We start from the raw sequence: 22,622 nt of genomic DNA on the forward strand, positions 1-22,622 counted from the left end.
CATGTTCGGAAGATTGAATCACGTGGCCATCGCGGTACCCGACCTCGATGCCGCCATTGCCCGTTACAGGGCGCTTGGCGCGGCGGTTTCGGAACCACAAGCCCTGCCTGAACATGGCGTGACGGTTGTTTTCATTCAGGCTGATAACACCAAGATCGAACTTCTTCACCCGCTCGGGGAAAACTCGCCGATTGCCGCTTTTCTCGAACGCAATCCGGGCGGCGGCACACATCATCTCTGCTTCGAGGTGCCGGATCTACTGGCGGCGCGCGACGACCTCATTCAAAAAGGCGTCCGTATTCTCGGCGATGGCATGCCAAAGATCGGCGCGCACGGCAATCCCGTTCTTTTCCTGCATCCGAAGGATATGGGCGGGGTGCTTTACGAGCTCGAGCAGGTTTCTCAGACACACGGCTGAAACATAAATCTCCTAGGAGGCTGACCCTGTGAGGCAATGCTCACGGCGGCGCTTTCACACGTGCTTTCGTGGTTCGTTTGTTTTCTTTTGACATTCGTTTTATTTTCGTTTTTATGTAATTGTCTTTCCATAAAGGGTTTCTCCCTTGCATTGTCGCGGAGGCTTCATGTCCAGCGAAAACATTTTTGATCTTTTTGTCATCGGCGGCGGCATCAATGGCTGCGGCATTACCCGTGATGCGGTGGGCAGGGGTTATTCCGTGGCGCTTGCGGAAAAAGGCGATTTCGCTTCCGGCACGTCTTCCGCCGCCACAAAGCTCATCCATGGCGGCCTGCGGTATCTCGAACATTACGAGTTTCGTCTGGTGCGCGAAGCGCTGATGGAGCGGGAAATTCTCTGGGCCATGGCACCGCATGTCATCTGGCCCATGCGTTTCGTCCTGCCCATTCAGAAGGGCGGGGTGCGCCCGGCCTGGATGGTTCGGCTTGGCCTGTTTCTTTATGACAATCTCGGCGGCCGGAAACTTTTGCCAGCCACCCGAACGCTCGATCTGCGGAAGGACCCGGCTGGAAAGCCTCTGAAGCCGGCTTTTGCCAGGGCCTTCGAATATTCCGACGGTTGGGTGGATGATGCCCGTTTCGTGGTTCTCAATGCGCGCGATGCCGCTAATCGCGGCGCGACGATCATGAACCGCACGCGGGTCGTTTCCGCACGACGCGAAGGTGGGCTCTGGCTCATCGAAACTCTGGACGAAAAAACCGGCCGTGCGGGCGTGCACAAGGCACGTATGCTGGTGAACGCCGCTGGTCCCTGGGTGGATACGGTGCTTTCCGGCGTCTTCGGGCGAAAGGATGTGCATAATGTCCGGCTCGTGCAGGGCAGCCATATTATCGTGCGCCGGAAGTTTTCCGATCCGCGCGCCTATTTCTTCCAGAACCCTGACAACCGCATCATCTTCGCCATTCCCTATGAGCGGGATTTCACGCTGATCGGCACCACGGATCGCGACTACAAGGGAGATCCGGCCAAGGTTCGCATTTCCGAGGAAGAGATTTCCTATCTCTGCAACGCCGCCAGCGACTATTTCAGCGAGCCGGTTCGGCCGGAAGACATCGTCTGGACCTATTCCGGCGTGCGGCCGCTCTTTGATGATGGTGCTTCGAAAGCGCAGGAAGCCACACGCGATTACGTGCTGAAGGTTGAGGAGGGCAACGGGCAAGCTCCACTCCTCAATATTTTCGGCGGCAAGCTCACCACCTATCGACGGCTGGCGGAACATGCGCTGGAAAAGATCGGCGCGGCGATCGGCGAAAAGGGCAAGCCATGGACGGCGGGCTCACACCTGCCAGGTGGAGATTTCGGCGCGGAGAGATATGAGACGCAGGTGCGGGCGCTTGTCTCCCGATATCCTTTCCTCGATAGACACCATGCCGAGCGGCTAGTTAGAAACTACGGTACGAAGGCTGCGGAATTGTTGGGCAGCGTTACCGATGCCGCCGGGCTCGGCCGGCATTTCGGCGGCACGCTCTATGAATGCGAGGTGCGCTGGCTGGTTGAGCAGGAATGGGCCTGCACGGCCGAGGACATTCTCTGGCGACGTACGAAACAGGGCCTTCGCCTGAGCAAGGCCGAGGCTGCCGAGCTGGATGACTTCGTATCCAAGCTGACGGGTGGAAGGGAAAAGGCGGAAGCTGCGGTGGAGCGAGCCTGAACGTCTTCCGCTAGTGTCAGGCTGTGGAGTTCCTCGCCGGTTTCGGAAAGCTTTCTGCACTCAATATATAGTCATCGGCGGCGGAAAGAGCGTGTTCCATATGCCCTTCGAACACTAGTTCCGGTTCGTTCGGTGCTATTGCAATTTCCGGCATGCCGCCGAAACGCACTGCTTGCGATTGCGCCAGCCCGTCGCGCAGGCCGCTTTCCAGTAGGTCGAAATAACGTGTGCCGGGGCCGGTGATGAAAACCGGCATATGACCATGCAGGCTGAAGAGGCGTGAAAGGCCGTTGCCGAGCGCCAGCCCAGCGGTGCGGAACGCAAACCGCGCCATGCGTCCCCCCGCGCGGGCTGAAGCGGCGATCTTGTCCACCTCGGCTGTCGGCACGAACTTCGCAGGTTCGGCCTGCGGTGGGGCCTCGAAAGCCGAGCGCAGGATGGCGTAGAAGCCGGAATAAGCCTCGATGCAGCCCTTGGTGCCGCAGCGGCACAAGGCGCCGTCGGGCAGATGCAGCATATGTCCGAAGTTGGGGGCGCTAACCTCGATCGTGCCGCCCGTTGCACGGGCGACGCCAAGGCCAATACTATGGCCGAGCGACAGGGTAACAAGGGCATCCGGCGCGGGATTGCCCTTCGCATGCTCTCCCATCCAGATGGCTTTTGCGGCCAGCAGCGTCTCGTTGTTCAACGTCACGCGGGTGCGCCCGTCTTGCGAAACAAGCTGCTGGAAATCTATCTTTTCGTCGCCGAGAACCGGAGACCAGAGAAGAGTTGCCGCGCCCGCATCAACCAGCCCCTTGCTGCTGATCGAGACCTGGAGAATATCACGACTGTCGATGCGTGAGCGGTCGGCAAGCCGTGCAAGGCCGCCAAGGATCGCGCCGCCGAATGTGCCTTTTTCAGCGGCGATCCTCTGTTCGGTAAAGCGGTCCACCAGCTTGCCGGCATAATCGACCAGCGAATATTGCACGCTATCTGAAGAAATGATGACGATGGCGACGTGACAGAAAGCCCCGCGTGGCCCGAAGAGAATGCGCGGCCGGCCCCGACCGGCGGTTGCGAGCTGTTCTTTCCGTAATATGAGGCCCGTCCGCTCAAGCTCGGTGGTAATGGCGGAAACGGTTGCTGAAGCAAGCCCGGTGAAAGTCGACATGTCCGTATGGGAGAGACTGCCGTGCAGGCGCAGTGCTGCCATCACCGACAGGCTGTTTTTCTGGCGCACCAGTTCCGTGCTTGCAATGGCGGACATGGGCTGGGGCATGCTCCCTGAACGGCCTTTTTCCTGTCGTGCTAGACCTGTCCATGGCGCATGTGCCGGACAAGATCAAGGCACCCGGATGCTGCCCGCAGCCGTTGTTGACAGCATGGGGAATCTCTGACATTAATTTTCTCGACTGTCGAGAAAATTGTGAAACCACAGCGACCGGCAGCTTTTTCAGGCGTTTTCCCCGCATGGAGGTGTGGGGCAGCGCTCTTACCGGGAGGACATCATGAATTCATTTGCCAAGCTTCTGGCGGGTACAGCCGTACTCGTTTCCCTGCATACGGCCGCTATTGCGGCTGACCTCGTCGTCGGCGTATCCTGGTCGAATTTCCAGGAAGAGCGCTGGAAGACCGATGAGGCGGCCATCAAGGCAGCCCTCGACAAGGCAGGCGCAAAGTATATCTCCGCCGATGCGCAGTCATCCGCGGCCAAGCAGCTGACTGATGTGGAATCGCTGATTTCCCAGGGGGCCAACGCGCTGATCATCCTGGCGCAGGACAGCGACGCTATCGGCCCGGCTGTTGAAAAGGCAGTTGCCGAGGGTATTCCGGTTGTCGGTTATGACCGCCTGATCGAAAACAAGAACGCCTTCTACATCACCTTCGACAACAAGGAAGTTGGTCGCCTGCAGGCTGCCGAAGTCTTCAAGGTGAAGCCGGAAGGCAACTATGTTTTCATCAAGGGCTCATCTTCCGATCCGAACGCGGATTTCCTCTTTGCGGGCCAGCAGGAAGTGCTGAAGGCGGCCATTGATGGCGGCAAGATCAAGAATGTCGGCGAAGCCTATACCGATGGCTGGAAGCCGGAAAATGCCCAGAAGAACATGGAACAGTTCCTGACCAAGAACAACAACAAGGTCGATGCGGTCGTCGCCTCGAATGACGGCACGGCCGGTGGCGCAATCGCCGCGCTCGCGGCGCAGGGCTTGGCGGGGTCGGTCCCGGTTTCCGGGCAGGATGCCGATTTCGCCGCGCTGAACCGCGTCGCGCTCGGCACACAGACCGTCTCAGTCTGGAAGGACAGCCGCGAACTCGGCAAGGAAGCAGCCGGCATCGCGCTGGAACTGGCCGGTGGCAAGAAGATGACGGAGATCAAGGGCGTCACCGCTTTTGACGGAGGTCCGAAGAAGGTGACGATGCAGTCGGTGTTCCTCAAGCCGATCGCCATCACCAAGGACAATCTGAACGTCGTTATCGATGCGGGATGGATCAAGAAGGAAACCGCCTGCCAGGGCGTGAAGGCCGGGTCCGTCAAGGCCTGCGACTGATCGAATATGTCCCGGTTCGGGCGCCGCGCCATGGTTCATGGCGCGGCGCCCTTTAAGATGTGAGGAGCACCGGCAGTTCATGGCCGATATGACCCAATCCAATTCCACAGCGTCCGCCAAGACGGAAAAGACCGGCTCGATTGCGCGCTTCATCAGCGCCACGGAACTCGATACCCGCCTGCTCGGTATGGTCGGCGCACTTCTTCTGATCTGGATCGGATTTCATATCCTGTCCGGCGGCCTGTTCCTGACGCCGCGAAATCTCTGGAACCTTTCCGTGCAGACGGCGTCCGTGGCCGTTATGGCAACCGGCATGGTCCTCGTCATCGTCACCCGCAACATCGATCTCTCGGTGGGTTCCATCCTCGGTTTTTCGGGTATGATCATGGGTGTCATGCAGGCGGAAATCCTGCCGCAGATCCTCGGCTTCGAACATTGGGCCACATGGATTGTCACGCTTGCGGTCGGCATTCTCGTCGGCGGCGCGATCGGCATGTTGCAGGGCTCCATCATCGCCTTCCTCAACGTACCCTCCTTCATCGTCACGCTCGGTGGCCTGCTCGTCTGGCGCGGCGGCACGTGGTTCATCACCAGCGGCCGCACGGTGGCGCCGATGGATTCCACCTTCCGCCTGATGGGGGGCGGCACCAGCGGCTCGATTGGTGCGACATGGAGCTGGATAGCCGCGGCCGTCGCCTGTGTCGCCATTGTGGCGGCAATCCTGAATTCACGTCATCAGCGCCGACGTTTCGGCTTTCCGCTACGGCCCGTCTGGGCGGAGTATTTTCTGGCTGCGCTCGGATGCCTTGTCGTCATCGGTTTCGTGGCCGTCGTCAACAGCTACCCATGGCCGGTCAACATTGCCCGCAACTATGCCGATGCCAACGGCATCGCGTGGCCGGATGGCGGCCTGTTCATTCCGCACGGCATCGCCATTCCTGTTTTGATGGCGCTTGCCGTCGGTGCGGTCATGACCTTCATCGCCACACGGCTTCGTTTCGGACGGTATGTCTTCGCCATCGGCGGTAACCCTGAAGCTGCCGAACTTGCCGGTATCAAGACCCGCTGGGTCACGGTGAAGATCTTCACGCTGATGGGGGTTCTGTGCGCCATCGCCGCGGCGATTTCAACCGCTCGCCTCAATGCCGCTACCAATGCCCAGGGTGAGCTCGATGAACTCTACACCATCGCGGCAGCCGTCATCGGCGGCACCTCGCTTGCCGGCGGCGTCGGAACCATAGCGGGTGCGATGCTCGGCGCGCTCGTCATGCAGTCGCTGCAATCCGGCATGGTGCTGGTGGGCATCGATACGCCCTTCCAGCGCATCGTCGTCGGTGTGGTTCTGGTCGTCGCCGTCTGGCTCGACACCATCTACCGCGCCCGCGCCAAGTAAGAACCGAGGAGAACTCCTATGACGGACCAAGTCACGCCCCTCGTGGAAATGCGCAATATTTCCATTTCCTTCGGCGGCATCCACGCGGTGGAAAACGCCTCTGTCGATCTTTTCCCCGGCGAGGTTGTCGCCCTTCTCGGCCATAACGGTGCAGGCAAATCGACCCTGATCAAGATACTCTCAGGCGCCTATCGGCGCGATAGCGGCGATATCCTCATCAATGGCGAAGAGGCGGATATCCGCAATCCCCGTGACGCCAAGAAATATGGCATCGAGACCATCTACCAGACGCTTGCCGTGGCCGACAATGTCGATGCGGCAGCCAATCTTTATCTCGGCCGCGAGCTGAAGACGAAATGGGGCACGCTGGACGATGTCGCCATGGAAGCCTCCGCGCGTGAGGTCATGGGACGTCTCAACCCGAATTTTCGGCGGTTCAAGGAGCCGGTAAAGGCGCTGTCCGGCGGCCAGCGGCAGTCCGTTGCCATTGCCCGTGCCATTCTCTTTGACGCCCGCATCCTTATCATGGACGAACCGACGGCGGCGCTCGGTCCGCAGGAGACCGCGCAGGTCGGCGATCTCGTCAAGGAGCTGAAACGGCAGGGCATCGGCATCTTTCTCATCAGCCACGATATTCACGACGTTTTCGATCTCGCCGATCGTGTGTTCGTGATGAAAAACGGCAAGGTGGTGGGCCATGCCCGCACCGAGGATGTAACCAAGGACGAAGTGCTCGGGATGATCATTCTGGGCAAGGTGCCTGCGGGTGCCGTGGCAGGCCCCGGCGCGGTCGTATCCTGACTGTCGAATATTCCGTCCGAAGACGCGCAAAATCCGAAGCGGCTTCGGACTTCCTTTCGCAGCGCTTGTTGATGACAAAGGCCCGGTGGTAAGCCGGGCCTTTGTCATTGGATTTGCAGAAAACCGGAAGTGCTACCGACGGACCGGCCGCGCCGGAGCGGCACGAAAAAAGCGGACCGACGCCTCATGACCGGAGATCGAGATGGAGGCGCTCAATCCTGCAGATTACGCCGGCCGCCTGTTCAATGCAGGTCGGCCGGAGCGAAACCACCCCCATTCGCCTCCGCGGCTGTCAGCGGCAGGCCGTGCTGATTGATGTCCTGGGCGAGCGACAACAAGGCCATTTCCAGGAAATAGGTCGACATGCCGAGTTCCAGAGATTTCGACCGCTGGCATAGGTAGGAAACCATCCGCCCAAGCGCCAGAATCTCGTCTGCATCGTCCTGTTCAAGTACTGCTGTGGTAGGCGTGACCATGATTCCCTCTCGACAGTCGACAGAATGAGAACGCGTGATACCGCGTTGTTCATTTTCGACCACATCGAGCGTCACGCGAGCGTCACACCTGCGTCAATCGTCGTTTTTGGTTTCCGCGGTGCCAGCATTTTCAATGGCTTCGGAAGCTGCCAATGATGTGACGAGGGCAACAATGCTCTTGCGCACGGCGGCGCTCCTGATGCGCGAAAAGGCCTGGTTGAGCGAAAAACCTTCGTTGGAGGCGACAAATGTCTGCATGGCGTTGATCGAGCCGAGGGCCGGATTGGCTTCTCCGCCGTCGGGCGTGGCATTGGCGAATAGCGAGCTGACCTCTACACCGAGGATGGATGCTATGGCCTGCAGGCGTGATGCGCCGACGCGATTGGCGCCTTTTTCGTATTTCTGCACCTGCTGAAAGGTGATGCCCAATCGCCCGGCCAGCGCGCTCTGGCTCATGCCGAGCGACTTGCGGCGCATTCTGATTTGCGCGCCCACATGCACATCGATCGGGCTGGGTAGTTTCGCTTGCATTACAAATTCCTCCGGCTGTGAGGGCTAAATTCGATGATCGTCAATTAATATTGTCGAAGGTATACATTCAACACAATTTCCACGGGTATTATGAACCTTTATTGCCAAAAGAACAGGGTTTTTCATCTGGAATCGATTGTCAGAGGCCCCGCATTATAACCTTTGTAGCGCAGCGCAACGCCCCGTTGCGGCTTGCAAGATGACTGAATCCCAAAACGCCGATCGCACGAAAGCCGAGACTTTCCCATATGCGCTGATTTTCCGCATCGAAGTTCGTGAGCAGTTCCAGATCGCCGAAATGCGGAACCCAGACCAACGGCTGGGTCTCGCCGTTGCGCGTCACGTTTTCAAGGAGGACGTTGTTGTAAAGCCTCGGCAGGCATTTGTTGGTGTCGATGGTGGGCAAAACCGGCACGGGATTTCGCAGGATGGCGAAACCCTGGCGCGCGAGTGAAAGAGCAGACGCGTCCAGCTTCCGTTTCAGCTCCTCGGCGGCACGGGGGTAGCGCATGTCACCGGCTTCCGGATCGGCGACGAGCAGAAGCGGCCGCCCGTCGCGCCGAAGTCCAGTTATCGAAACGAACTGATCGACGTGGAAACCGCACTGGTGGATGTTCCTGGCGGCCATTGCCGGTCCGGACCCCGTCTGCGAAAGGTCGGGTTGGACTGTTTCGCCGAGGTCTTCCGGCCTATAGCCGAAGCTGAAGACGGCCCGTGCGTCAAGAGCCTCGATCCGCAGCCAACGACGTGAAAGGGTGGCCGGCGCGCTTCGCGCGCTTTCTGCGCCGCCCTGCAGGCTGGCGTGGCCGACCAGCCGGTAATCCGGGCCGACAAGTTGGTTGCCGCCGGGCAAGATGACATCGGAGATTGCGGTCGCGAAGCCTAAACGGGCTGCAAGCACCTGGCTTATAGCGCTCTCCCCGCTTGAGACCAATTCCGGTGTCAGGGCGTCTGCGCGCAGCCGGACATGGAACATATCCTGTATCCACGGGTGCGGAACGGTGCCGGGTTCATCAAGCGTCACCAAGTCTACCTGGCACGTGACAGCGAGACGATCGAGCCAGCTCCGCGCGGCTGCAAGGCACGGACGATCAACCAGCAGAAGAACCGCGACATTTCGCGGCAGGGTCAAAAGCAGGTTACCGATGGGAGCAAGAGGTGAAACGGTGAAGCCCATCCCGGCGTCGGCAAACCAGGCGGCGGGCAGCGAGAGCGCGATCGTCTCGATGAGGCCGCCGCAATCGGCTATCAGAGGCGAAGGCCGATCAGTGGTCACCGCGTGGACCTCCTGCGGTCCGTCCGGACGCCAATTGCTGGAAGAAGAGAGTATTCTGGAATTTCCAGCCTGGCGGTGGCGGGGTTGGTAACGCGCCGCCGTTCAGCATGGCCAGAAGCAGGGCGGCGTCGTTTCGTTTGACGGAAACAGCATGAGCGGCGAGAAGATTTGCCGCCTCGGCTTCGAGACCGGCCTCCGTGGTGACAGAGCGCCAGGTTCTGCGGGTGAAATGCAGAGAGCGGGCGGCATGCAACAGGGCGTTCCGCTCTGCGAGCCCGAAGGAGGTTCCGCATGCCGCGAGCGTTGCTTCTGCGTCAACCAGCGCGACAGTGAGCGGGCTGTAACCGAGCTCTCTTGGGGCGTGGTTCACGGCCACATCGGCATCGGAAAAACGCCGTCCATCCAGATAGTCTTCGAAGACGTGACCAATGCCGATCATGCCAAAGGCGGCGCATTCCGCCGCGCGCAGCGCGCCCATGCTGGCGGCACCGAAAACGGTGACACCTGATGCAAGCGCGTAAAGGATTTCCTTGTGCCAGACGGCGGCGCAATCGCCATAAAGCCCATCGATCAGCCCAATGACCTTGATGCCTTGACGGACCGCATCGAGAATATCGCCGCATGCCGCCGGGCCGCGAAGATCGAGGCCGGTGAACTGGCCGGCAATGCCGTGGATGGATGGGCCCGCAAAAACCGCCGGTCTCATGTCGTCCCCCCGGCCTTCAGAAAACCCTCGAGCGTTCGTTGCGATAGGCGTTGCATTCCGCGGCTGAGCGGGGCCAGCCCGCTTGCCAGGACGCGCACGACGTGCAGCCCGGAAAGGCCCGTTTCCAGCGTAAAAACATGGACATCGTCGATGCCATGCGCAAAAAGGTGTTCCGCAAGCTGGCGCCATGGCGGCAAAAAGGTTTCGAAACGCGATAAGTCGAGACTGCCCGGCGCCTGTTCTGCCTGATTTGCCCCGGGGGCCACGGGCTTGGAAGCAACCCCGTCACGCCGATAACGAAGCGGGGAGAGATCGTCGCGGGCACCACTAATATCCGTCAACCGCGACTGGACCGCCTCCAGTAGCGCAGCAAGCGCGGCGTCGTAAACGTCGGGACGGCAGGCCGCGCCGGCAGCGCTGCGGGTTGCCGGCCCATCCTGCGCTTGAAGCGACCGCGGCAGGCTTGCCATCACCACCGGCACGCCGAGCGCATTTGTCATGTCAAAGAAGGAGGGCGGCAGACCGAGGTCCGAAAGATGCCGGACAAGCCTGTCGAATGATGTTTCGACGCCCGCTGGCAACAGGATCGGTCTGGGGCTGACGGCGCGGGTTTCGAAAGCGTCCACGAGAAAGCAGGCGTCGTTTTCGATCAATTCCTGCAGGGCATGGAGGACGGCGTGGTCATGATTGAAACCGGCTGCGAGGCCCTGCGAACTCATGAGGAAGGCTTGCCCGTCCCAGGGGAAATCCGCTCGAAAATCCATGCCGATCAGCTCAAAGGGAGCGTAGATCTCCTGCTGCCGACGAACCGATGTTCCCTTCACCCACGCGCGTTCACGCTGGGGGTTGAGCATGTCCATATCGACCCTGCCAACGCTCTCGAAGGGTATTAAGGGAAAACCCCTGTCGCGCATATCCTGGATTGAGCCGAAAGCGGCCGTGTGTCTGCGGGTATCCTCGGCAACCGCGCCTTCGATCGCCTCCATCACGGCAGAGAGCCTCGCCTGCGTCGGAACCAGTCCCTTGCCCTGTGACACCGATAAACCGCGCGAATTGGGGCGAACCGCAAACCAGACGGGTATGCCGACAATATCGAGGCCGGTCACGTCGCCGACACGGGTAATCCCGAACCGCCGGAGCAGTTCGGGATCGAAGATGGAAGCATCTGCATCACCTTTGGCCGTTGTCGCTGACATGGAAGGACCTTGAGCGGTCAAGGCTTCACAATCGCCGTCAGGGCGCGGCGTTCGGGTCGTCGGCAAGGATCGCGTCGAACAATTCGCCGGTGATCGAGCCCGCGGGCCCGACTGCCTTCAGTGCCGCTTCGATCGGCGTCAGCACCATGCGGTTGAAATCCCAGCCGGCATCGACCACTTCACCGATAAAGGCGAAATCGGCTTCGGACACGACGGCGCCGCCTGAGACAAGCGCCTCGATGCCTTGAATCTGGACCTGGTCCAGCTCGGCTTCAGGTTGGCCGTCCTGGCGGACAAGCATGGCCTTGGCTGCTGCAGCCACGCGGGCGTAACCATCCACGCCGGGGTGGCTCGCCTCATAGGCGGTGATCGTTTCGTGCGATACCGAAGCAACCCTGAGCGGCGTGGTGCGAATGAACAGAACGCCAAAACCCTTTTTCCCGACGATAAAGAAATGCGACGACATATTCTCTCCTATTTGATCCCGGCTAAACGAAGCGCTTGATAAAATTTTTCGTTTGCTACCGGGTCGCGGTCCGGAGACAGGCTGCTGATCTCCCTTGCCGTCATGCCCGGATAGTTTTCCTGTAGCCTGCTGCCGGCTTCCCGGGCGGCGGCCAGATCACCGTGGAGCGCGTGACTTGCGGTCAGGACTCGCAGCGCGGGCTCATCGTCTTCCATGCGACCGCAGAGTTCCACCGCGGCCCCATAATCTTCTCGCTTGAACGCGATGCTGGCGCCAGCCCACCAGTAAATATCGGGGGCGAGCGGGTTGAGGTCGATGGCCTGCTGAAATTTTTCCCACGCGACTTCCGCCTCACCGAAATGGGCGAGCGCATCGGCATGCTGGAGAAGCAGGTCGGCTGAGTTTGGGGCGAGCGCTTCCGCCTCGAAGAATTTCTCGGCGGACATGTCGAAATCCCGCTGATAAAGCGCCACCACCGCGCACATCCAGTGGCCGACGCCGAGGGCCGGATCAATCTCCACAGAGGCGTCAGCCTCGGCCTTGGCGCGGTGCAGCAGGTGAGGGTCGTTACCGCCCAGCATCAGCCACTCCAGTTGCAGACTTTGCGCAACGCGGGCGCGGGCGACCGCCATTCCGTGATCGAGATCGACAGCCTTGCGGAACATCGAGCGGGCCCTGCGCAGGAGCGGCAGGTCGCATTTGCCGCGCAGAAGCTGCTGGCCCTCCAGCAATTGCCGGTAAGCCTCGCCACTGTGGTTGCGGTCGGGTTCCACCTGAAGCCGCTCGATCTCCCGCGCAAGCGCAGCAGCCACCTGTTTGGACAGCAGCCGGAAGGCAGCGTGGATGTGCCTTTCGGTCAGCACCGCCTCCAGCGACCAGACGATTTCACCGGTCGTTTCCTCGATCAGCGCCACGGACATGCGGGCATCGTCAAAAACTGTCGACGTGATGCGATAATCGGCCCGCAACATGGCATATCCGTCATCCGCCCGGTCATGGGAGAGCGCAAAGGTACTGTGCGGTGAAAGGACGGTGAAGGTCCGATACCGCACAAGGCTGTTTGCGACGTCTTCGACAAAGGCCTGCATCACCGGTGAAACGGATAGCCCGTCCACCCGCGCCGGCCGGCCGAAAGCCACGCGCGGTTTTGCCAGCGATTGCCGGCGACTGCTTTCCTCCGGCTCGGCGGGGGTCGCGATTGTCGCGGTGAGGCTTTGTATTCGCCGCCTCAGCGCGACGGTTTCGGCTTCCGGCGTGCGTCCCTCCTGGCGGAGCTGTTCCAGCAACAGCTGGTACATGCTCTCGCAACCGCTGATATTGCCGATCCGCGTATAGGAGGCCATGGCGGCACGATAGGTTTCTTCGCGCTCCGGCTCGATATTGCGCGCGCGCTCGGAAAGTCTGGCGATATCATTCGAGCTGGCGCGACCGAAGCGGGTCAGCTCCTCAAGAAGCTGCGTGTAGCTCGAAAAAAACAGGTCCTTGAGACGGCGACGCTCTGAAAGCAGCCAGAGGTAGAGATGGTCCTGGCCGGCATCCAGTCCGTCCAGAAGGTCGCCGCCGAACTCCAGAAGGGCCTTCAGCCGCCGCATTGGGTCTTCGGCTCTCGCATCGGCGAGAAAAAGCGCGAGGTCCGTGCGCTGCGCCAGCTTTCCGGCCTTCAGATCATTCCCTTCCGTCAGCAGAATGGCCTCGTCGTCGCCGAAGAGTTTCTGAAGGCGCAGAATGAGCTGCCGCAAATTGCCCAGCGCCCTTTTTTGCTCGACATCTTCCCACAGCAGCGATGCGAGGTGCTGGCGCGACAGGGACTGGTTGGGAGCAAGGATCAGGGCGGCCGTGAGGGCAAAACCCTTGGACGGAAAAAATGCCTCCCGCACCGCTTCACAGCGCGGGGTGCCAAAAAGCCGGATCGCTATCAGTTCATCGTTCCCAGCCACTTTCGTCCCCCTTGAATCACCATCTAACAACGTGCCCGGGAAATTGAAAGTCATCATAGCATTCGATTTGACGCTGGTGTGACGCCGCCTGCCTATTGTCGCAAACAGAAGCGTGAATGACGGGCGGAACCGGCAGGCGACAGGTATCGGGGATCATCGAAAGTGATAGCGTTCAACGGAAGCTACATGGCATTCGAGCCGCGTATTGAGCCTTACCAGCGCGCCGATGACGTCGGATACGCGGTTAGTGAATTCATGTGGTTCAAGGGCCGCCCGTTTTATCCGGTCTCGGCGCTGGTTCACGCGAAGGTCGCGCATGCAAGGCTGTCGGCGGAAAAATGCGATGATCAGGATGAGGACAATCTCGACATTCTCTTCCGCATGCCTGCCGTGGCGGGCGGACACTTCTTCGAGATCGTGCTGCGTTCGAACGAAGGCACTTTCTATGGCGGCTGGCTGTGGGGAGAGGAACTGGAAATCCTGAACGAGGTGGTCAACGGCTATCGCGTTCTGGCGGGTAAATTCGACGACAGGCTCATCCGGTTCGAATATTCCAGACGTTTTCAGCGTTACCGGACGGTGGAGCCGCTGCCGGTGGAGAAATCAGTTTTCCTGATCCAGCGGGAGGCGAAACCTCACCCGGGCGGGCGGAATTTTCCCGCGGGCGCGGCGCGCTGATTGCGGGGTGCTTCGCGTTCAGGGGAGAACGCGGCGCGCGGGCAGAGGGGGTTCGGTAGATTCACCTGGCAGAGCTCAGGCTTGGTCGGGGAATACCGGTGCATATTTTTATTTTTATTGTGTGGAAAATTATGATGCCCAATCAAGGTAACGTGCGTAACAGGCGGGTGTCATCGCAGCTTCTGGCGGTGAATAGCGCTTCCGACAGCCGTGCGTTTTCGACGGAGCGCGCCGAGGGGGAACCACGTCCGCAAGCTCATAAAGACAGGCTTCATGTCGTGGAAGAGGCGGAAGCCGGGCTGGCGTTCCCGCCGCGCCCGCCGGAAGTGCGCGAGGCAGAAGAAGCGGGACGCCCGGTGGAAATCAGCAACATGGTCGTCGACGCCGATATCAAGGTCGCGAAATTGGCATGGGCAGTGCTTGCGATTGGGCATTGTCTGCTGATCTATTTCATGGTGCGTAATCTCGGTTGACTCCTCCTGCCCAAAACGGGCTTCAACCGCCGATATCGTCCGCCACTAATTCGGGCATCGGAACTTGGAGAGTGTCGCACCCCCCGAAACTGGGTGGACATCCAGTCTGGCTCCTCCGCAGCCCTGTAGCGCCGCTTCCGCCACGTCGATTTGCGGACTTCGCACAGCGGAATGTCATAAAGCTGTAAATGAACAAACCTAATTGAGTGATCGGTCTCGATGAGACGCATCACCACGGTCCACCCGTTGGCCTCGCCGGCGGGCACGGACTTTTCTTATCACGTCGCTTCGGCCGAGACAGACCATGTCTGTGCTGGCCGGCCTGATCTTTCGATGCCGCATGACGCGCTGCGCGGTCGCGCGAATTCGCATGACTTTCTTAGCTCTGGAGATGACGAAGTGAGCAATCTTATTGGTACCGGTTTTAACGCCGGCTCGGACGATGGCGAGTTCGCCACGCTTGAAAACGATTTGCGTGCCCTTGCCGATATTGGCTGCGACACCGTCGAAATCGCCGCCACCAGCCTCGACGTGATTGCCGGCGGCCGCATCATCGAGGAGCGCGCGGACCGTCTCGTGTCGCTCGCAAGGCAGTTCGATTTCCGTTACACGGTGCACGGCCTGGTTTCATCCAACTTCATGGATCCGGTGACCTGCCGCTACCAGATCGATGCCGCGAAGGCGCTTGCCGTTCTCTGTGACCGCATCGGTGCGGGTATTCTTGTCCAGCATGGCGGCGCGCTGCGCGCTGACCAGATCGCCGAGCGGGCAGAGGCCGATCATCGTGAACGCGACGCGCTTTTCGAACTCGCGGAATTCTGCCGGCCCTATGGTGTGCGGATTGCGCTCGAAAATATCTTCACCACCGAACCCGGCCAATACCGCCAGACACCGGCTGAGGTGGCAGCGACCGTTAAGGCTGTCGGCCACGACAATGTCGTGGCGCTGATCGACTTCAGCCATGCATATCTCGAATCCACTTATCGTGGCCTGGACTTCCGTGAACAGCTTCGTGCCATGGCGCCGGTCGCCGGTCATCTCCATGTCCACGATTCCTTCGGCCGGCCGCAGGGTTTCTACCAGCCCTATTTTCCGCAAGAAAACACAGCGCTTGGCATCGGCGATCTGCATATGCCGCTCGGCTGGGGCGACATTGAATGGGAGAGCATCTTCTCCGAACTGACCTTCCTGCCTGATACCGTTTTGATGATGGAAATCGGCCGTCGCTATCGGGCCGAGCAGCCCGCAAGCCTCGAAACGGCGCGGCGTCTGATGACGCTTAATGCCGAACGGACACTGCTCGCAGCAGAGTGAGGGAACCGAATTGCGCGCGGCCGCGATCGGCCGACGCCGGAGATGCCGGCAGTTGCGGACGCGGCTGCCGGCATTCTGTTCACGCTGCCCAGTCGGAGAGCGAATAGGCCCTGATGTAGTCGATCATCATTTGCGAACCGTCGCTGAAATCACCTGCCGAGGGTGTTCCCGCCATGCCGCCGACGGCAAGATTGACGACCATGTACATCGGATCATGCATATCGTCAGGCGTATCCGTTTGCGCAACGGCGACATCATCGAAATACCAGGTGATGTGTTCGGCATCCCACAACACGCCGTATGTGTGAAACCCCTCCGTGCTCGGCACGCTGACATTGTTGATGACAGAAGTCTGTTCGCCGGTCGCATTCGAATGTGTGGACATGATGAGCGTATTGGGATTTTGGCCGCGCATTTCGATGACGTCCAGTTCCGGCGGCCACGACCCGTCTTCCGGCAGAAGCCAGAAGGCCGGCCAGGCACCACGATCGGTCGGCATATCGGCGCGAATTTCAAAATATCCATAGGTCTGGCTGAAGGAGGAATAGGTGTTCAGCATCCCGGAGGTGTAATCATATCCCTCGACCTCGTCGGCGATCGATTGCGGGGTCTCGGCAGCCGTGATGGTCAGGACGCCGTTTCTGACGCTGAACGGGTCTACCTCCGACGTCCCGGTATATGCCGGGTTGATATACCACTGCGCCTCGCCATTCGTCGTCAGGGAACTGCCCTTCTCCGGTGCCCACCAATATTTGGCATCCCAGGTTCCCTGATCACCGTTGTGCAGTGACAGCGTATCAAACTCGTCTGCAAAGGTTTGTGTCAGGGATGACCGGTCGAGGCTGAGCTCGAACTGATCGGGCTGGATATCGTCTATGGTCGTTCCGGCCAAAACGACGGCTTCGCCATTCGAGAAATTCAGCCACAGATCATTGCCCTGCTGCGTGGCATTGCTTGCAAGCTGCTCGAAGGAGGTAATGCCGTAGCCATTGAGGCGGATCGTGTCATTGGCGCTGAAATCCATGATGAGATCGGTGCCATTGCCGCTCGTGAATACGAACGTATCCGCACCGCCGCCGCCAATCAGCACATCATTGCCGGCACCGCCGTCAATCGTCTGGCTGCCAGATCCGCCGGTGATGATATTGTCGAGCGAATTGCCGAAGGCATAACGGCCATCGCCGGTGACCCGCAAGTTTTCAAAATTTTCGGGAAGTGTATAGCTCATCCAGGTGTCGATCGTATCGATACCCTCTCCGGCATTTTCGACGGCGCGATTGATGCTGGAATAAAGATAATAAATATCGTCCCCGGTGCCGCCCGCCATTGTCACATTGACGGAACTGTCACCCCACATGGAATCATTGCCGGCCGTACCGGCAAGCAGCGGGCCTGAGCCCGTGGCGGAGAAAAATCCGGTGGAACTGCCGCTGTAATAGAGTGTGTCTCCAAGCGCATTCACAACTGTTCTGGCCATAAGCCTTCTCCTGTCCGTTCGCGTCGCTTCCTCCCTCCTCCTGAACAACAGCCTAACAGCGCGAAAAGCTTCCTGTTAGGGCCAGAAATGAGGGGTATGTTCCGTTCCGGACGGAGGGGAGATATTACGCAGAAAGTTGGCTTGTTCCTGTTTGATTGAGATCGAAAGATCGTTTCTTGGATTTGTGCTCTTGCTGCGTTGCTGCCGGTAGTGGCAAAATCGCTCCGGGTTAGCGGTTGTTGTCAGCATCCCGTCGCAATGGAGTTGCAGGATTGAGTGTAGCCTTTACCAAGGAAGACAGTGCGGAGACCGCAGCCGAAACGGTTCTGCCGGATCGGGTGATTTCACCTCATCCCAATCTGGTGACCAAGACAGGACTGAAAGCTCTGGAAGGGCAGTTACAATTGGCCCGTGAAGCCTGTGAAGCCGCTGGCGCGATCGAGGATGTAAATGAAAGGCGGCGCGCTTCTGCCGGCCCATTGCGAGACATGCGTTATTTTGCGGAGCGAGTCCGCACGGCTCAGGTGATGCCAGATCCGCCCACAAATGCCGTTGTGGCATTCGGCAATCTGGTAACCTTCCGCCGCGACGATGGCCGCACGCAGCGGTTGCGAATCGTTGGCGAGGATGAGGCCAATCCCGCCAGGGGATCGATGTCCTATGTTTCTCCGGTGGCTCGGGCCTTGATGGGAAGAGCGGTCGGAGACTTTGTCGGACTGGCTGACAGGGAGATTGAAATTGTCGACATTTCGTGACCGGCTCCTTGGCATTGGCACCAACATTATCACCGGGAAAATGGCACTGCCGAGCTGCCTCCACCGCTGGCCATTGCCGTCAGCCGCATCATGGCGTTCTTCAGGAAAAACCTGAAATCGAGGTCGATAGAGGCGTATGCCAGTGCTAGTCCCACATGCGCCATGAAGACGGGATTAAAATTCAGTTCTTCAAATTGGTAACCGATAATGACCGCTATCGCGGAATAGGCGAAAAAACCGACTTTGCGTTTCCGAAGGATCGTATAGACGAGTGCGAAGGCAGCTAGAAGGCAAAACGGGATGCCGGAGGCGTAGGCAGTAGCCAGAAAGCCGTTATGCGGCGTGCCGATACCCGCGACCTGCGTAAGCTCCTGAATTCGTGCCGTGAAACCGACGCCGAAAGGGTGATCGAGCATCACTTGGAAGCCGCCTGCGATGGTTGTCCATCGTTCCTGCACGTTGTCGGTACTGTGGCTGTCCTCCACAAAGCGTTTCGAGAACGCCTGTTCTGCGAAATCGAGAATTCCGAAAGGCAAAACGGCAGCGATGACGAGCGCAGATAGAGCGAAACCGAAATACGTGCTGAACAGCATTCGTATCGAAAAATTTCTAAAATAAAAATAGAGTCCGATCGCGATTACGGCAAAAAGGCCCGATCGATTGAGCGTCAGCGTGAAGCTGGCCAAATATACCAGTATAAATATAGCAAAGAGCATTGGGCGCTTGTAGCGCTCCGCAAGATGAGCGGCTGCCGCACCGGCTAGAGCGAAAGCCGGTCCGGCCGTGTTGCCCACTGGCCATATTCCCCCCGCCTTCTCCAAACGTAATAATAGCGGGCTTATTTCACCTCGAGCCGCGGACTCCAGCACCGACGCCTCATCGAACATGAAGGATAGGCCAAGCGAGGCGAGCCTGTCATGAATGACGATATCCAGGAACAACAGGATAGTCACCGCGATGAAACCGATGAACATGCCCCAAGAGAATAATTCGAGAAGGTTCTCCTTGAAAAGCATATAGGCGAAAAAGAGGAAATAGATCGCGTAAAAATATGTCAGCGCTGTCGTATAAAATTCGCCTTCGCCACGATCATCCGCGAAGAAAGTAGAAAGTAGAAAAAAAACGGTCAGCGGAACGAGATAGAGAAGAATGATTGAGGGGGTGAGGCAGCGAATATAGAGAATGGCGATAACAGGAAGCGTTACCAAAACCAGCATGTCGCTAATGTTCAGGAAGCGCAGTCCGATATTGCTCGTCACGATGTTGCATTGAATAAAAAAGCCAATGGAAAAAACGAAGATCGCCAAGACCGCGCCAGGCACACCGATGATTTTGGAAGGATAAAACGGCATCGCCACGACGAAACCTGGTATCGATGATGGATAAGCAGCCCCGTTATTTGCATGACTTGTCATTCGCGGCCTTTATTCTTCGCTGCAGACAATGAAATTGTCCTGAGGTTGTTGGGCGCCGCGACCGTGGGGTGAGGCGTTGGATAGTGATCCTGATCACGTCGGCGTGCAAGTCCTTTCCTTTATTCTTCAGCCGGTGAGATTACCTTTCGGCAAATCTCCTTCCACCGCAATTATCCTTTGAAGGTAAAGCGGTGCATTGGACGTCGGGACACTATAGCCAAAGGCTGGGAGGACTCGGAGGTAGAAACTGTATCCGCTCGGATCGATGTCGGGATCCAGCGGAATTCCATTGGCTGTGGCCCACATCCAGCCGCTGTTATCGAGGATGCCAGCGTCTCCAAATTGCAAGGTGCCGCAGATGATCGTCCTGAGATCGCCCCCGCTTTTAGCAACCAAGTCTACAAAAGGAGTGCGTTGTCCTGCGCTGTTCTTATAGAGCACCGCAAAGGAGAGAGTCTTGCCGATCATCGCGGCCGCTTCTTCGTTGCGGAAATAATGGAAAAGCCCGCTGAACTCGCTGCCATTTGCTCGCAAGGCGAGGCTATAGGCGAAAGAGGGGGAGAAGGTGACCTCCGTGCTTTTGGTGGCAGAGGCTGACTCTGCAAGGGACCAGCCTGAAGGAGCGGGCCCGGACCATTCGGTGAAATCGCCGTTGGCGATCAGGTTGGTGGCGGATAGTTTTGGCCAGCATGGAGTCTCGAAGCCGCTATTCGGCGCTGACGCCAGATAGGCGGCGAACAAGGTTCTGGCGATGAGCGCCGAACCTGTGCTGCTGGGATGAATATTGTCGTTGTAAAGCGTGGCGTCCTTGCCGTTTGCGATAAATGCCGCATGGGTGTCCACCAGCGTCAGGTTCGGGTGCGCCCGGGCGACGTCCAGTATGGTGTGATAGACCTTGTCGTAGCCCGTTCCATCCTTCCAGGGGTTTTGGGTGGTGATGAGCTGTGCAGCGCCCGGCCAATGCCATTCGGTCATGCCCAGCGGCCCAAGCAGGGCAGCCCTTCCGGGGCTTCGAATGCCGCCCGGCGTTTCGAAGCTCTGCATATTATATCCGTGATGCATGATGCAAAGGTCGGGGCGTGGAATTTGCAGCGCCGCCATGCGCTGCTCGGCAAGCATGTAGCCCGGCCTGCCAACCGGCAGTGTGGCGAGATAGACAGTCAGCGTCGCGCCCGTGCCGGCGCGCAGTATAACCGGGTCAGCATAGGCCTTGGGACCCGTCGCGGCATGGGTCTGCCATTCCGCCCAGCGGTAAAGCACGACCTTGATATCATGCAGGCCGCCAAGCATGATGGCGAATTGCTGGAATGGCCCGTCGTCCGCATGGGCGGTGCTGTCGCCATTCACGAAGATCGTGGCGTTCTTGCCCGCAACAAGACGGGCGCGCAGGGGAGAGAACGCATCGACTGATCCCGCCATCGGTGTGCGGTTTTGTTGGGAAATGCCGAGCGATACGCCGATCATGCCGGCACCTCTTCCGTTCCGGTCATATATATGCATATCTTGTCTTCGAGCAGCATCATTTCGGTCTCCTTGTCTGCCCCTTGAGAATAACCTCGCGGTGAGGCCCGGGGAAAAACACAGTGAGCCGGACGCTGAATCGCAATAAAACTGCACGTCACGAATTTTCTTCGATTTCAACTAAAGCATATAAATAAAATAGATTTTTTATTTTATCTGGGTCGGATTTGTGATCCGCACGAAGGTTTGAATGTCACTTTTTTTCCGCGCGATCAAGTATTGTTATTTCTCAATTGCTGTCTCCGCCGAATATCCCGCCGCCATTGACGGAGGGGGCGGTCGTTCTGACCCCGACCCCGGTGATGCGCGCAAGACGGAGTGGTGCTATCCTTGGTGTCTGCATGCCGTGGAGCTCAAGGCATGACATCGGCGCTTTTCGTCAGCCACACGGGGGAAAAGGGCGGTGCCGAACTTTTTCTGGCGGATATCGTCAAGGCCGGGCCGCGTTCCTGGCGAGCCTGCTTCCTCAGTGGCGGGGGGGCAGCGGACGATCTGGCGGAATGCGGCAGGCCGCCTCTTCTGCTGTCTGCGGGAGAAAAAATGCTGTCGATCCGGCGGGATTCGTCGTTCGGTGCGATGCTGCGAGGGGCCCTCGATGTTTTGGCCGTTGCCTGGCAACTCAGCCGTCAGGCAAAAAACCATGACGTGATCTGCGCCAATTCGCAAAAGGCGCTTTTTGTCTGCGCGTTGGCGGCGAAGCTCAGTCGTCGGCCGTTGATCTGGATCCTGCATGATATCGTCACCGACCCCGCCTTCAGCGCCGCAAACCGCCGCGCCTCGCTGACATTCTCGCGTCTTTTCGCCAGGCTGGTTGCCGTCAATTCGCAAGAGACGGGCAGGGCTTTTGTGAAGGCGGGAGGCGAGGAGGAAAAGGTCCGCATCGTCTATAACGGTTTCGACCCAGCCAAAGCGTCGGTTTATGACCCCGCAAGGGCTCAGCAATTGCGCAGGGAGCTCGGCCTCGGCCCACAGCCACTGATCGGATTGTTCGGCCGGTTGAGCGAATGGAAGGGGCAGCATGTTTTCCTGGAGGCGATTGCTGCAATGGAGGGGGTCCAGGCCGTGATCGTCGGCAGCGCGCTTTTTGGGCAGGAGGCTTACGAAGGCCGCATCCGCACGCTGGCATCCAGTCTCGGTCTTGATTCCCGTGTCCGGTTTCTCGGTTTTCGCCCGGATGTAACGGAGTTGATGGCGGCGATGGACGCGGTTGCCCATACCTCAGTTGTTGCCGAACCGTTTGGTCGTGTGGTGGTGGAGGCCATGATGTGCGGAAGACCGGTTGTCGCCACCCGCGGCGGTGGGGTCACCGAGATCATCCGTGATGGTGAAACCGGCCTGCTTGTGCCGCCTGCGGATGCGCCGGCACTGGCCGCGGCGCTGGGCCGCATCCTGACGGACCCGACGTTGGCTGAAAAACTGGCGAAGAAGGGGCGGGAAGATGTGATGCGGCGTTTTTCGCTCGAGGAAACCTGCAGGACGATCTCCGCGCTTTTGTCTGAAGTAGCGTGACGCTGCGGTCTGCGACCGCTCACAGGCGGCAATCCCAA

The 22,622-nt window shown here is 59.1% G+C and carries 22 protein-coding genes; 11 read left to right on the forward strand and 11 right to left on the reverse strand.

The window, feature by feature from the left end:
* The first annotated feature begins 1 nt into the window (after window position 1).
* Both mce and AGR2A_RS21320 read left to right on the forward strand, forming a co-directional pair.
* On the forward strand, window positions 2–418 hold the full coding sequence (gene mce / locus AGR2A_RS21315; protein ID WP_006697705.1) for a methylmalonyl-CoA epimerase: 417 nt from the start codon (window positions 2–4) through the stop codon (window positions 416–418).
* A gap of 166 nt (window positions 419–584) precedes the next feature.
* Window positions 585–2,129: a glycerol-3-phosphate dehydrogenase gene (locus AGR2A_RS21320; RefSeq protein WP_072493208.1), complete on the forward strand. Its 1,545-nt coding sequence runs from the start codon at window positions 585–587 to the stop codon at window positions 2,127–2,129.
* Window positions 2,130–2,145: 16 nt separating this feature from the next.
* Here AGR2A_RS21320 and AGR2A_RS21325 read toward each other — a convergent pair whose 3' ends face one another.
* Window positions 2,146–3,378: an ROK family transcriptional regulator gene (locus AGR2A_RS21325; protein ID WP_072493207.1), complete on the reverse strand. Its 1,233-nt coding sequence runs from the start codon at window positions 3,376–3,378 to the stop codon at window positions 2,146–2,148.
* Window positions 3,379–3,619: 241 nt separating this feature from the next.
* On the opposite strand from AGR2A_RS21325, the gene xylF reads away from it, so the two are divergent.
* The 3 genes from xylF (at window position 3,620) to AGR2A_RS21340 (ending at window position 6,854) form a co-directional block, all read left to right on the forward strand.
* Entirely contained in the window at window positions 3,620–4,660 is a 1,041-nt protein-coding gene (gene xylF / locus AGR2A_RS21330) for a D-xylose ABC transporter substrate-binding protein (RefSeq protein ID WP_004445598.1), read from the forward strand.
* Between the two features lie 79 nt (window positions 4,661–4,739).
* Window positions 4,740–6,053, forward strand: a complete 1,314-nt coding sequence (locus AGR2A_RS21335) for a sugar ABC transporter permease (protein ID WP_004445596.1) — start codon at window positions 4,740–4,742, stop codon at window positions 6,051–6,053.
* Between the two features lie 18 nt (window positions 6,054–6,071).
* Window positions 6,072–6,854 carry an ATP-binding cassette domain-containing protein gene (locus AGR2A_RS21340; protein WP_072493206.1) on the forward strand — a complete coding sequence of 261 codons (783 nt, stop codon included), beginning with the start codon at window positions 6,072–6,074 and terminating at the stop codon, window positions 6,852–6,854.
* A 242-nt stretch (window positions 6,855–7,096) separates the two neighbouring features.
* On the opposite strand, the gene AGR2A_RS21345 is transcribed toward AGR2A_RS21340, so the two are convergent.
* The 7 genes from AGR2A_RS21345 to AGR2A_RS21375 all read right to left on the reverse strand — a co-directional run bounded on the left by AGR2A_RS21345 (window position 7,097) and on the right by AGR2A_RS21375 (window position 13,496).
* Window positions 7,097–7,330, reverse strand: coding sequence for a hypothetical protein (locus tag AGR2A_RS21345; protein ID WP_004445594.1), 234 nt, complete (start codon window positions 7,328–7,330; stop codon window positions 7,097–7,099).
* A 93-nt stretch (window positions 7,331–7,423) separates the two neighbouring features.
* Complete coding sequence (locus tag AGR2A_RS21350) at window positions 7,424–7,861, reverse strand: helix-turn-helix domain-containing protein (RefSeq protein WP_006697702.1); 438 nt, start codon at window positions 7,859–7,861, stop codon at window positions 7,424–7,426.
* A 139-nt stretch (window positions 7,862–8,000) separates the two neighbouring features.
* Window positions 8,001–9,137 carry a hypothetical protein gene (locus tag AGR2A_RS21355; protein WP_072493205.1) on the reverse strand — a complete coding sequence of 379 codons (1,137 nt, stop codon included), beginning with the start codon at window positions 9,135–9,137 and terminating at the stop codon, window positions 8,001–8,003.
* Entirely contained in the window at window positions 9,127–9,843 is a 717-nt protein-coding gene (locus AGR2A_RS21360) for a TfuA-like protein (RefSeq protein WP_072493204.1), read from the reverse strand. Before AGR2A_RS21360 ends, AGR2A_RS21355 begins: the two co-directional genes overlap by 11 nt.
* Window positions 9,840–11,039 carry a YcaO-like family protein gene (locus AGR2A_RS21365; protein WP_072493203.1) on the reverse strand — a complete coding sequence of 400 codons (1,200 nt, stop codon included), beginning with the start codon at window positions 11,037–11,039 and terminating at the stop codon, window positions 9,840–9,842. The genes AGR2A_RS21360 and AGR2A_RS21365 overlap by 4 nt, the downstream gene beginning before the upstream one ends.
* A 37-nt stretch (window positions 11,040–11,076) precedes the next feature.
* Window positions 11,077–11,505, reverse strand: coding sequence for a hypothetical protein (locus tag AGR2A_RS21370; RefSeq protein ID WP_004445589.1), 429 nt, complete (start codon window positions 11,503–11,505; stop codon window positions 11,077–11,079).
* A gap of 8 nt (window positions 11,506–11,513) precedes the next feature.
* The gene (locus tag AGR2A_RS21375; RefSeq protein WP_185933345.1) at window positions 11,514–13,496 is read right to left on the reverse strand and encodes a BTAD domain-containing putative transcriptional regulator; all 1,983 of its coding nucleotides are present in this window, start codon (window positions 13,494–13,496) and stop codon (window positions 11,514–11,516) included.
* Between the two features lie 132 nt (window positions 13,497–13,628).
* Here AGR2A_RS21375 and AGR2A_RS21380 point away from each other — a divergent pair, with 132 nt between their 5' ends.
* The 3 genes from AGR2A_RS21380 (at window position 13,629) to AGR2A_RS21390 (ending at window position 15,907) form a co-directional block, all read left to right on the forward strand.
* Window positions 13,629–14,120: a hypothetical protein gene (locus AGR2A_RS21380; RefSeq protein ID WP_072493201.1), complete on the forward strand. Its 492-nt coding sequence runs from the start codon at window positions 13,629–13,631 to the stop codon at window positions 14,118–14,120.
* A gap of 98 nt (window positions 14,121–14,218) precedes the next feature.
* Window positions 14,219–14,593: a hypothetical protein gene (locus tag AGR2A_RS21385; protein ID WP_234797330.1), complete on the forward strand. Its 375-nt coding sequence runs from the start codon at window positions 14,219–14,221 to the stop codon at window positions 14,591–14,593.
* Window positions 14,594–14,992: 399 nt separating this feature from the next.
* Complete coding sequence (locus AGR2A_RS21390; RefSeq protein ID WP_072493435.1) at window positions 14,993–15,907, forward strand: TIM barrel protein; 915 nt, start codon at window positions 14,993–14,995, stop codon at window positions 15,905–15,907.
* Window positions 15,908–15,986: 79 nt separating this feature from the next.
* Here the strand turns inward: AGR2A_RS21390 and AGR2A_RS21395 are convergent, their stop codons facing one another.
* The gene (locus AGR2A_RS21395) at window positions 15,987–17,384 is read right to left on the reverse strand and encodes a family 16 glycosylhydrolase (RefSeq protein ID WP_072493199.1); all 1,398 of its coding nucleotides are present in this window, start codon (window positions 17,382–17,384) and stop codon (window positions 15,987–15,989) included.
* A gap of 272 nt (window positions 17,385–17,656) precedes the next feature.
* Here AGR2A_RS21395 and greA point away from each other — a divergent pair, with 272 nt between their 5' ends.
* A complete protein-coding gene (gene greA, locus AGR2A_RS21400) occupies window positions 17,657–18,139 on the forward strand; it encodes a transcription elongation factor GreA (RefSeq protein ID WP_004445578.1) in 483 nt (160 codons plus the stop codon).
* Between the two features lie 29 nt (window positions 18,140–18,168).
* On the opposite strand, the gene AGR2A_RS29440 is transcribed toward greA, so the two are convergent.
* Window positions 18,169–19,554 carry an O-antigen ligase family protein gene (locus AGR2A_RS29440; RefSeq protein WP_072493198.1) on the reverse strand — a complete coding sequence of 462 codons (1,386 nt, stop codon included), beginning with the start codon at window positions 19,552–19,554 and terminating at the stop codon, window positions 18,169–18,171.
* Between the two features lie 126 nt (window positions 19,555–19,680).
* Window positions 19,681–21,018 (reverse strand): hypothetical protein, encoded by a 1,338-nt coding sequence (locus tag AGR2A_RS21410; protein WP_037092742.1) that lies wholly within the window; start codon window positions 21,016–21,018, stop codon window positions 19,681–19,683.
* A gap of 247 nt (window positions 21,019–21,265) precedes the next feature.
* On the opposite strand from AGR2A_RS21410, the gene AGR2A_RS29685 reads away from it, so the two are divergent.
* Both AGR2A_RS29685 and AGR2A_RS21415 read left to right on the forward strand, forming a co-directional pair.
* On the forward strand, window positions 21,266–21,439 hold the full coding sequence (locus AGR2A_RS29685; RefSeq protein WP_004445573.1) for a hypothetical protein: 174 nt from the start codon (window positions 21,266–21,268) through the stop codon (window positions 21,437–21,439).
* The gene (locus tag AGR2A_RS21415) at window positions 21,436–22,584 is read left to right on the forward strand and encodes a glycosyltransferase family 4 protein (protein WP_072493197.1); all 1,149 of its coding nucleotides are present in this window, start codon (window positions 21,436–21,438) and stop codon (window positions 22,582–22,584) included. Before AGR2A_RS29685 ends, AGR2A_RS21415 begins: the two co-directional genes overlap by 4 nt.
* The last annotated feature ends 38 nt before the right edge of the window (window positions 22,585–22,622 follow it).

This window comes from Agrobacterium genomosp. 2 str. CFBP 5494, from assembly GCF_900013495.1.
Classification (GTDB): domain Bacteria; phylum Pseudomonadota; class Alphaproteobacteria; order Rhizobiales; family Rhizobiaceae; genus Agrobacterium; species Agrobacterium pusense.